At 54.3% G+C, this 11098-nt stretch carries 6 protein-coding genes; 5 read left to right on the top strand and 1 reads right to left on the bottom strand.

The features are described 5' to 3' along the window. Window positions 1-124: 124 nt before the first annotated feature. Window positions 125-2413: a helix-turn-helix domain-containing protein gene (locus CF651_RS15445; protein ID WP_094015765.1), complete on the bottom strand. Its 2289-nt coding sequence runs from the start codon at window positions 2411-2413 to the stop codon at window positions 125-127. A gap of 407 nt (window positions 2414-2820) precedes the next feature. On the opposite strand from CF651_RS15445, the gene CF651_RS15440 reads away from it, so the two are divergent. The 5 genes from CF651_RS15440 to CF651_RS15420 all read left to right on the top strand — a co-directional run bounded on the left by CF651_RS15440 (window position 2821) and on the right by CF651_RS15420 (window position 11092). Beyond that, entirely contained in the window at window positions 2821-4365 is a 1545-nt protein-coding gene (locus CF651_RS15440) for an extracellular solute-binding protein (protein ID WP_179232831.1), read from the top strand. Window positions 4366-4435: 70 nt separating this feature from the next. After that, a complete protein-coding gene (locus CF651_RS15435) occupies window positions 4436-5401 on the top strand; it encodes an ABC transporter permease (RefSeq protein ID WP_094015818.1) in 966 nt (321 codons plus the stop codon). A gap of 20 nt (window positions 5402-5421) precedes the next feature. Continuing rightward, complete coding sequence (locus CF651_RS15430) at window positions 5422-6288, top strand: carbohydrate ABC transporter permease (protein WP_094015763.1); 867 nt, start codon at window positions 5422-5424, stop codon at window positions 6286-6288. 55 nt (window positions 6289-6343) lie between these two features. Continuing rightward, on the top strand, window positions 6344-7411 hold the full coding sequence (locus CF651_RS15425) for a glycoside hydrolase family 88/105 protein (protein ID WP_179232830.1): 1068 nt from the start codon (window positions 6344-6346) through the stop codon (window positions 7409-7411). Window positions 7412-7543: 132 nt separating this feature from the next. Next, a complete protein-coding gene (locus tag CF651_RS15420; RefSeq protein WP_094015762.1) occupies window positions 7544-11092 on the top strand; it encodes a hypothetical protein in 3549 nt (1182 codons plus the stop codon). Window positions 11093-11098 lie beyond the last annotated feature (6 nt).

Raw genomic sequence — 11098 nt, 5'->3', positions numbered from 1 at the left:
GTAGAGGAGGGGGTCAGAAGTGGGGGGGGGAGAAGCGGGCGGAACCCCACTCCTGACTCCCTCCGCGCGCACAAACGTATAGGGTTTACTCGAGGACGCCGCAAGGCGTTTTTTTGCCGTCTGCTTACCCGATTCCTCGGCGGTAATGCCCTGGCGGCACGCCGACGGCCTTCTTGAAGGTGCGCGAGAAGTTCTGCGCATTGCTGTATTGCAGGCGCGAGGCGATTTCCTCGACGCCCATGTCCGTCTCGGCCAGCCAGCGCTGTGCTTTGGCGATTCGGCTTTGCAGCAAGCATTCGGAGAAGGTGGTGTCGCGCACCTCCTTCAACGCCTGCCGGGCGATGGAGACCGGCACATTCAGCGCCTTGCAGCAGCCCTCCAGCCGAAGGTCCTCCTCGTTATGCGTATCGATATAGGCAGTAAGCTGCTCGGCGACCTTCTGCATATGCTCGAGATGCTCCTGTGCCAGCCCCGCAGTCAGCCGGTTGACGGCTTGCGTTTTGAGCCATCCGGTCCATTCGTCCAGTGTGGCAAGCTCCATCAGTTCAATCATTAAAGGTTCGGTTACGGGCTTGCGAAGCGATCCCCCTAAAGTACGGTAAATCGAAAAAACCATTTCGGTAAGCTGGCTTTGCAGCCATTGGTAGCTAATGGATCGCAAGCCCTGTAGAGCGTTCAATCCATCGATATACCGGTAGGCCAGCTCCCGGTCGAGCGAACGGATCGCATAGATCAGGTCATTTTCCAGCTCTCGAAATGAGATTGGCAGGGGCTCTTGCTCCCCGTTCGTTGTGTCGGGCAGGAATTCGGCAATGGGGATCACCTCATTCGTGCCGGTGACCAGCTTATGCTTTAACGCTTCCTCCGCTTCCTGAGCCGATACGCTCATATAGGCAAAGTCCTTTCGGACAAGACTGACACCGATGGATACGGTGAAAGGGAAATACTGCTTAATGAAGCTGCGGATGGCGGACGCCGATTCGAGCATCGCAGCGCTTGCCTTCTCTGGGGCGGATTCCTGGACGGTCATGAGGGCGAGGAAGCGGCCGTCTCCATGCGCGGAAACAACGCCTTGTCCGTGTGCATCGATGACCTCCTGAATGACCATGGACAGTCCGTAGCGGAAGTAATACAGGTCCACCTCGGAGTACAGCTCGGCCATACTCTTATACTGATCGATTTCGACACAATAGCAGCTGTAGCTGCCTGGCAGAAGCGAGATGTGGTAGCGTCGGCACTTTTCCAGATCCGCTTCGGAACGAAGTCCTTTTTGCAGCATATTGCGGATAAACGCTTCCCGGATTTCAGGCGTCAGCTCCTTCACTTGCTCCTTCAGCTCGTCGCGGGTATCCTTGATGCGCTGCATTTTATCGTAAATTTGCCGGAATTCGTCCAATGCAAGCGAGGCTGCCTCGGAGGGGCGTGCGCCGTTCCCTCGGCTTGGATTCGCGCGCTGCCTGCTGCTCCCCGAAGCAGTCGAGTCGTCAAGCAGCGAGACGATGTCGCTCCAGCCGCGCCACAGCCGGTTCGTCGATAAAACGGTGACCAGAATGGCCAGGCCGAGCAGAATGCCTGCAAGAATGAAAATGCCGCTGCGGATACCGTTCATTTTCATGAACAATTCCGCATTCGATATGGCGAAGCCGAATACCCAGCCGTTGTATGACGGGGGCAAATAGGCGGTAAACAGCTCATCCGATGCAGGCTTTTCTTCGGTAATGATAGGGACGACGTCCTTCAAAAGCCGCTCGGCGTTCAAATCGCCGCGATACTGCAGCAGGCTGCCATGCTCGTCCAGCATGAAATACGTCCCCTTGGATTCGTTATGGGCACCCAGGATATGATCGAAAAACTTTTGATTCAAATGAATAATGATGTAGAAGGATTTGGTGCTCTGAAAGATCGGCAGCTTTCTGACATATACGGTCGTCGGCGTTTGCTTGACGTTGCTGTTGAAAAAAGCCTGGTTGACCTGGAGCTGCTCGAATTGCTTGATCACTTCGGCATAATCGTCCTGATAGGAGGAGACCTGATGATTGGTGCTGTACAGCCGATTCGTGCTGAGACGGTACAGCGCAATGTTATCGACATCCTCCAGCGATGTTTGCATGCGCAGCATCGTTTCCAGCAGATTCAGAATTTCAAGATTGTTTTCTTCCTTTTGCGGGGAGGCAAGCGCTTCAAGCGCCGGGAGCTTTTCGAATTGCAGCACGGCCTGATCGATTTGCTTGAGGTAGCTTTCCACACGGTCCTGTGTGCGCAGCAAAGAAACATGGTATGCGCTCTGGACCTCCTGCGTTAAAGCGTTCGTTGCGATCCGGTACACGGTGAACCCCATAACGGTAATGCAGAGGGAGGTCAGAAGCAGCATGATGATGAGAGTTTGTGCTTTCTTGGAGCGCTGCAGCCGCATGGCGATTCCCCTTTTCTAATTCTGTCTACGTTACAATATACCCGTTCGATTATAGCATAGAAAGTATCATTTCGTAGAAAATGACGATTTGCACATAATGATTAGTCGCCTGGAAAGCCGCGTCACTGCTGGATTTGTTCGTAGATAAGAAAGTTAAATTTCACAATCTTCGTCTACCTAGACAAACGCATGCCATCCGGAAAGATGGCGAAGCCGTTTATCCTTGTATGAAGTACTGGTCATTTGCGAGTTATGGTGCTTTTACGGCAAATGATTATTGCTGCGCCAGTCCAGGGAGGCTAAAGTAAGAGCAGGGCAGGCCGGCCGCAACCATGTAGTTTAGAAGGCAGGAACAGATCCAAACAAACAGACAGGTAAAATGTACGATGAAAAGGGGTATTCATACCATGACGTTAATGAACAGCTTGTTTTGGAAAAAAACGGCGAGTGCCGTTCTCATTACTTCCCTTGCAGCCGTAACGGCAGCTTGCGGCGGCAATGCTTCAAGCGGACCGCAAGGGGCGAAGGATGCGGCGAAAACGCCAAGCGGTCCCGTGAAACTGAAGGTGGCGTATGATTACGGAAATACGATTCCGAGCACCTCGGCTGACAGCAACGAAGCCTTGAAATATTTGCAGAATAAGCTCGGCGTTCAATTCGAATTTAACATTAACGCCTATGAAATATATAAAGAGAAAATTCGCGTACAGATCGCTTCCGGCGATGTACCGGATGCCTTCGCCTGGCGGACAATGGACGATTTTATCGTTGGGATGATTAAGGCAGGGGAGATCGTACCGCTGGACGACTATATCGATAAGTATCCGAATTTGAAAAAGCAGAAGGACCTTTACATTACGAAGTATCAGAATAAAACATGGGCCATTACGAATGTGCGTAACCCTGTGGCGACGGGCGATGTACCGATGATTCGTCAAGACTGGCTTGACAATCTCGGCTTGCAGGCTCCCAAAACGATGGATGAGCTGTACAGTGTGGCCAAAGCGTTCTCGACGAGCGACCCGGACAAAAACGGTAAAAAGGATACGTACGGCATTCAGCTTGGCTATGCCAACAACGCGTTCATCGGTGCTAGCGGTCTCCAGGAGCCGTTCGGCATTCAGGACAAATGGGTGAAGCAGGATGGCAAATATGTGCCGAACTTTGCCACTCCGGCCTTCAAGGAGTATCTTGCCTGGATGAGCAAGGCGTTCAAGGACGGCTTGATCGATCCGGATTTTGCAGTGACGGACGGCAGAACTGCTGAATCGAAGCTGGTCAGCAAAGGCCAGACGGGGATGTTCTTCCAATACATTTCCCGTGTGAACGATTTCGAGGACAACTTCAAGAAGACGAATCCGAAGGCAAAGCTCGTTCCGTTCGAGCCTGTTAAGGGACCGACGGGCCAGCAAGGCGCTACCGGACGCGTAAATTACGGCGGCCTGTTCATTTCCAAAAATGCGGCCAAGGATCCGGCCAAGATGCAAAAGCTGATGGAATGGCTTGATTTCGGCGCAAGTCCGGAGGGGCAAAGCTTCAATGTGTATGGGGCCGAAGGCGTTCACTTTACGAAAAAAGACGGCAAAAACGAGGTGAAAAGCGATCTGATCGCACGCGATATGCCGGGGGCTTTCCTGTGGACGCTGCCGCTTCAGCCGACTGAAGAGGTGTTCGTGAGCAAGAAGAACTCCGAGGAAGCGCAGAAGATCATCGTCGACGGCAACAAGATGCTGGAAAAATATTTGAAAATACCGAAGCCTCTGGACTTCGCATTCTCGCCGACCGGTGCAAAATACAGAGCGGAGGCGGACGCCTTTATTAATACCAATACCGTAAAAGTCATTATGGGTACGGTTGACGTGAAGGATTGGGATGGCATCGTCAAGCAGTGGTATGACCGGTTTGAAGGCACGAAATGGATGGAGGAAATCGCCGCTGCGGACGGCAAATAATACCATGATCTCGGGTACGCTTCCATCTGGCGAAGCGTACCCGAGCTTTTCACAGGAGCGTGATATTACGATGACGACAAGGACGGAAGCCGCCCTGCCGGGCAGCCAGCCGGCAGCGGCAATGCGGTCTCGGCGCAGCCGGCTCTGGAGGAAGCTGTGGACCGACCGGTACATGTATTTGCTTGCGCTGCCGGGGATGGCGTTTCTATTGCTTTTCGAATACGTGCCGATGTATGGCATTGTATTGGCGTTTCAGGACTATAATCCGTTCGCAGGCATTCTGCACAGCGATTTTGTAGGCTTGGCGCATTTTGACAGATTGTTCAAGCATCCCGATTTCTGGCTGGTGCTGCGCAATACGCTTGTAATCAGCCTGCTGAACCTGATCTTATTTTTCCCGACGCCCATCGTACTGGCTCTGCTGCTCAATGAGGTGAGGCAGGGTGTGTTCCAGAAGGCGGTTCAGACGATCATTTACTTGCCCCACTTCGTCTCGTGGGTAGTGATTTGCTCATTGACGATTACGTTAATGAACTCCGAGGGGATCCTGACCCAGCTGGTTCATTGGATGGGCTTTCCCAAAGTGCAGCTGCTGCTGGATACCCGATTGTTCTGGGGGATGATTACGCTGCAAAGCATCTGGAAGGAAGCGGGCTGGGGAACGATCATCTTCCTGGCGGCCCTCGCCGGCATCAACCCTGAGCTGTACGAAGCAGCGCGGGTCGACGGGGCGAATCGTTGGCAGCAGATGAGAGCAATTACGGTACCGGCCCTGATGAACACCGTAGTCGTGCTCCTGCTGCTTCGGATCGGGCACATCATGAGCCTGTCGTTTGACCAGCTGTTTATTATGGGCAATCCGATGGTCAGCAGCGTGGCGGAAGTATTCGATACGTATGTGTTCAAGGCCGGCGTGCTTCAGGGGAATTTCAGCTTTGCGGCTGCGGTCGGTTTATTCAAATCATTGGTTGGTCTTGTGCTTATTCTGGGCTCCAACTTTGTGGCGAAGAAGACTAGCGACAATTATTTATTTTAGAAGAAAGGAGAGAGCTTCCTATGAAGGCACAAAAAAATGGATGGTTCGAAACGTTCAATTATACCTTGCTTGGCTTGATGGCGATCCTTATGGTATTCCCTTTCTGGAACGTGTTCACGCTGTCGTTCTCCACGCCGCATCTCGTCTACGAAGGGCAGCTGCTGTTCTGGCCGAGGCAGTGGACACTGGTTGCCTACGATACGGTTTTTCATAACCGCCAATTTATTCAAACCTTATACAACACAGTGTTTGTGACAGTTGTCGGAACGGTGCTCAGCATGCTTCTGACAATAACCCTTGCATACCCGCTGTCGAAGCGAAATGTGAAAGGTACGGGCGTCATGCTGTTCATCGCTTTTTTCACAATGCTGTTCAACGGCGGCATTATTCCTTCCTATTTACTGGTAAAAGAGCTCGGGATGCTGAATTCGCTATGGTCGCTCATTATTCCAAGTGCGCTCAGCGTGTTCAATCTGATGATTATGGTCAGCTTTTTCCGTTCCATCCCGTCCGAGCTGGAGGAGTCGGCCAAAATTGACGGCAGCAACGATATCGGCGTCCTGGCCCGGATTGTAACCCCGATTTCACTGCCCGTGATCGCTACCTTGACGCTGTTCTATGCCGTATCCAAGTGGAACCTGTTCTTCCAGGCGGTTATGTATAACAGCGATGTCAGCAAAATGACAATGCAGGTGCTGCTTCGCCAAATTCTCGTGCAAATGACGAATGAAGCTGTGGATGCCGCGATGTCCGGTGACGTGCCCAAAATCGGCGTCACCGTCAAGATGGCGATGATTATTATTGCCACGGTCCCTATCCTGCTGATCTATCCGTTCCTGCAAAAATATTTTGCCAAGGGAGCGATGATTGGCTCGGTGAAGGGATGAGGCCGGTAGGCCGGAATGCCATAGAGGCAAAAGCTGCAGGAGGGGGAATGAAAGAATGAACCGGGAAAAGCTGCTGAGTAAAGCGGAGCAGGTATATGAATACATGGTGACGGCACCGGAGAACGATTGGCAGCGAAACATGAATAACTGGGATTGGAAGCCGGGCGTCGGCTTGATCGCCGCTGTCAAATACGGCGAGGCGTCCGGCTCGTCAGCGGTGCGGGACTATGTGTGGCGCTGGATGCGGGATAACCGCCAGAAGGCCGCCAAGCAGCGCGTCATCAATTCAACGGCGCCGTTCGCTGCGCTGACCGAGCTTCTGCGTGCGGAGCCGGGAGCTGCAGCCGCTTGGCTGCCGCTTGTGCAAGAGCACGGCGAGTGGCTGATGCGCGAGGCGCCGCGAACGCAGGAGGGCGGCTTCGAGCATACAGTGACCGAAGGCGTCGACTTCCCGGAGCAGCTGTGGGCCGACACGCTTGTCGTCGGCGCCCTGTTCCTCGCGCGGCTTGCTTCGCTGACCGGGGATGCAGCGATGGCGAAGGAAGCCGTGAAGCAGGTCGCCGTTCACCTGCAGCTGCTGCAGGATGACGCGACAGGCGTATTGTTCCACGGCTTCGACGGTATCGCGCGCAGCCATATGTCAGCTGCCCGCTGGGGGCGTGCGAATGCTTGGGTCGCCTTCGGCGTGCCGGAGATCATTGCCAGTGTGAAGCATTTGGCAGATATACCCGCGGAGGTATATCAGCGCTACACGGCGCTGGTGCAGGGACTAGCCCGGCTCCAGACAGCGAACGGCATGTGGCACACTGTACTGGACCGGCCTGATTTCTATCTGGAAACATCGGCGACGGCAGGGATCGCCTATGGCTTCTTGGCTGCGCTGCACACGGGGATCATCGACGATGCCGCGCTGCAGCAGGAGCTTCGCAAAGCCGCGCTCAAGGCGGTGGATGCGGTGATGATCCACGTCGATGTGTACGGAGCCGTGCACGGTGTATCCGGCGGAACCCCGGTTATGCCGACGGTGGAAGCATATAACGAAGTGAAAATCACGCCCACGCCTTACGGTCAGGCGCTGGCACTGATGCTGATCAGCGAGCTGATCGAAGAAGTGAAGCCATAGTAAAAGCTTGTTGGGTACAGTGGCGGCAGGCGAGGAAGCAGACGACCGGCGCTTTTCCCGTTTCCGCCCTGCCTGACGCCTGTCGTCACCGTTCCAATGTCAGCATATCCCATAATAAAGGAGGCCATTTCGATGAAATGGACACAGATAGGCTCGACGGTCATGGCATTGCTCCTGACAGTCTCCTCACTGCCCAGTATATCGTGGGGGGCTGAGGCTGCTATAAGCCCCATAAGCTCCATAAGCTCCATAACTCCCGACGCTAATTTATTTCTGGACCGTGTAGACCGGATGTTTCCGGATGCTGCGGCTGTGGAGAAGCAGCTGCAGTTTTTTACAACGAACCTCCTGGCGAACCAGCAGCCGGACGGGCGAATCGATAATTTTCCGCAGAAGGTCACGGTGAACGCAAGCACCAACAGTCTTGTGACAGGGAACGTCGTTTCCAATCCGGGCTTCGAGACCGGCTCGGCGAGTATGCCGGACAGCTGGACCCCGGAGGGCACGCCCGCATTCAGCTGGGTAAACGATTTGCAAAGCTCGTTCGAAGGCTCTCATATGATAAAAATGGAAGCGCTAACAGAGGGCGCCGGCACGATCAGGCAGACCTTGTCCAATCCGCTGGATGTGCTCGTGGACTATACCGCGCCGGCTTCCGTCGTGCTAAAGCCCGACAGCCTGATGATATTGAGCGCTTACGTGAAGACGGAAGAGCTTGCCGTTTCTCCTTCGGGGCAAGGCGTATTTGCCCGCATATCGTTCAAGGATGCGAACGGCGCCGATCTGGCAGCACCGTATATGTTCAAGCCGGAGGGCGGGACGGACGATTGGACCGAAATTCGCGGCTTGGTAACGGTACCTTCCGTTCAGCCGAATCAGATTGTCGTTGAAGCCGGAGTGGATGGAGCGAAAGGGACAGTTTACTGGGACGGCATCCGGCTCATGCGGGTGGATACGTCAATCTCGACGGCTTCCGGTACTGCGGGTGTGCAGGTTTCCAATAAAGGAACTGCCGCCATTCCAAACGCGAGCTTTGATGCGGCTACGCCTGTCTGGGGCGGCAAGCAGTGGGAAGGACCGAATGCCGTAATCGTTCCTTCGGGTGAACCGGGGGTAGCGGGAAACGGAGGCCGGATTACCTCCAGCTCTACGGATACCCAGGCGTCGCTGAGCATGCCGGTGTCAGCTTCCTCCAATGGGACCCGGCAGTTTGGCGGAGACTACCGTATGTTTTCCGTGAAGTATAAAACTTTGCCGGGCTTCACGTCGGCAGCAGGCGATGGCAGGGGGGTTGCCGCCAAAATTACTTTTAAGGACAAGAACAACGTCATTCTGGGCAGTCACATCATGTACGGGGGCGCTACGGGAGGAAGCTGGGGAGAGATTAGCGGAGTTTTCGATACGCCGTATCCGGTGTATTCCCTGAATGTCGATCTTATGCTGGACCATGCGGCAGGCACCGTCGTATTCGATAATGCCGCATTTATCGGGATGGATCAGCAGGCCAGCAGCACGGAGGCCGGCTTCGGGGCTGCCGGGTTGTTCGCTTATGTCTGGGAGCTGACAGGCAAGAGTGATGAACGGCTGGCGAAGCAGGCGAGGAAAGCCATGGACTTCTATCTGCACAACCGGATTCAGACGGCGGACAACCCTGCCAATGCGGATAAGGTGCTGGTCGCGAACAGCGGAGCGGCGTATATGCCTTATTCTGTGAGCGGAAGCACGACTGGCGCCGATTATCCGACGACGGCCTTCGGGCTGCACAATTTGGCCAGCGCCTTGACCTACGGCCAAGATCTATTTACGCCGGAGCAGCTGTCGGAAGGAAAGGCGAAAGCCTACTCGATGTGGGATTGGCTGACCCGGGTGACCAAGTTCAGCACGCAAAACTCTCAGAATCAGGCGCTTGTCGCCCTGCTGGGCGGTATTCAGCTCGCGGTACTATATGATGATGCGGCGCTGAAAAATCAAATTTATACGTATTACACCCAAGGGATACCAGGAACCAATTTGCCGGACATCGCGTTTCGGGATAAAGCCAGGGAGGTTGTCGACGGCAAGGCCATTTTCTATGAGGTGAGAGGCTTTGATGTGAGCTACGCCGGGGTATCCCTCAGCGATTTGGCGGAAATCATCAACGAAATTCCGGAGGAGGACGCGGGCTTTCAAGGCCTGAAGCAGATCATTCGCGATGATGGCAAGGAAATGGCCGAGTATTTCAATTCCCGATTGAGCGCGGACGGGTGGATTTTCGCGGGCTCCCGGCATAATGAAGGGGGTGGCTCCAGCTTCAATATGGGGAATTTCTCCGGCTTGTCGTACTGGGCACAGGTGCTGAATTCGGATTTGGGCCGTTTCTTGATCAAAGGCCTGGCCTCGGCAACGCCATCCTACGGGGACACGGCGAACCTCGGGCATATTGCCGTACACGGTCCGGTGGCGATGCATCATACGTTAAGCCGCTATGCCTGGGTGAAGACGGAGCAGCAGAAGCAGGAGGATTATACGTTCAGAAAAGGCCGCGTGTCCGCCTACTTCAAAAACGGCAACCGCCAGCCGTTGACGCTGTCGGTGTCCGGAACGGACTTTACCGAGCAATTGATTGATACCGGGACGAGAACCGCCGCAGGTCCGAAGATCGACAGAGTGATGGGCATGTATTTCAAGGATGGAGAGGATCGTTGGCAGTACGACGATGTGAAATCCACGACGACGAATTTTGCAACGCCAAATTATGATGTGCGTAAAGATGCGGGAATTACCGGTACGAAATCCAATAGGACGCGCCAATATTACGTGACGAACGGAACGGTCCTGTACAATGTGCTTGCCGTGCGGTTCAGCTCGGAGCAAAGCTACAAATCGCTGAATCAGCTCATCGGCTTGCCGTATATGTCCGTGTCCGACGCTCCTTATACACCGGGCAGTATCGATCCGGGCAGGGTGCGCATCAACGGAATTTATGCGGCTGACGGCAGTCCGCTGCTCGATTTGACCGCGGATACGGGAGACGCTGCAGCGCCGGTGATGCGGATGGGTACCGCCAAAGTGAGCGGATGGCCGATCCTGAAGGCGGTGAACGCTCCGGCAGGAGGAACGGCCAAGCCGACGTGGCTGTCGAGCGCGGATCTGAATGCACTAAGCCCGGGGTTCACTACGACGAACGGCAAGGTGATGGATGATTTGTATACCAAAGCGCTATGGGACCCGACCAATGTGAGAACGTCGGACAATAACGGCTCCATTGTGCAGTTTGCCAATTCCGATCAGGTGATGGTCCAGCTGACGGATGCTCCGGCCGCAATGGATTACCATGAGGGAGACTGGGTCTGCTTCGTTGCCAAATATGCGCCGGATACGGATAACGGTAGCTTTACGGTCCAATCGGTTCAAGCCTACGCGGACCGCAGTGACGTCCTGCAATCGATTGTTATTGAAGATGAAGGGATGAAGCTGGTCATTGACGGAGAGAACGATATGTTTCTCGATAAAACGGCTCAATCCGTCAGGTTGAACGGACAGCCGGGTAAGGTAGACGACTTCATCCGTGTTACGGAAGCTTTGGGGCGAAGCGTAGGTCAGGGTAAGGCACAATTCCCTTATACCTATGATTTTAACGGCGATGGTGCAGTGGATATTGTGGATTTATCTTTGCTCGGAGTTTATCTGAATAAACCATAGGATGAG

The sequence above is a fragment of the Paenibacillus rigui genome (genome assembly GCF_002234615.1).
GTDB classification, from domain to species: Bacteria; Bacillota; Bacilli; order Paenibacillales; family NBRC-103111; genus Paenibacillus_S; species Paenibacillus_S rigui.
The sequence above is the reverse complement of the archived record's forward strand: the minus strand, read 5'-3'. Positions and strand labels throughout refer to the sequence as shown.

What these genes read in the sequence shown, in the direction of transcription:
- CF651_RS15445 (WP_094015765.1), bottom strand. Translation starts at nt 2,413, where the DNA reads ATGCGGCTGCAGCGCTCCAAGAAAGCACAAACTCTCATCATCATGCTG.
- CF651_RS15440 (WP_179232831.1), top strand. Translation starts at nt 2,821, where the DNA reads ATGACGTTAATGAACAGCTTGTTTTGGAAAAAAACGGCGAGTGCCGTT.
- CF651_RS15435 (WP_094015818.1), top strand. Translation starts at nt 4,436, where the DNA reads ATGACGACAAGGACGGAAGCCGCCCTGCCGGGCAGCCAGCCGGCAGCG.
- CF651_RS15430 (WP_094015763.1), top strand. Translation starts at nt 5,422, where the DNA reads ATGAAGGCACAAAAAAATGGATGGTTCGAAACGTTCAATTATACCTTG.
- CF651_RS15425 (WP_179232830.1), top strand. Translation starts at nt 6,344, where the DNA reads ATGAACCGGGAAAAGCTGCTGAGTAAAGCGGAGCAGGTATATGAATAC.
- CF651_RS15420 (WP_094015762.1), top strand. Translation starts at nt 7,544, where the DNA reads ATGAAATGGACACAGATAGGCTCGACGGTCATGGCATTGCTCCTGACA.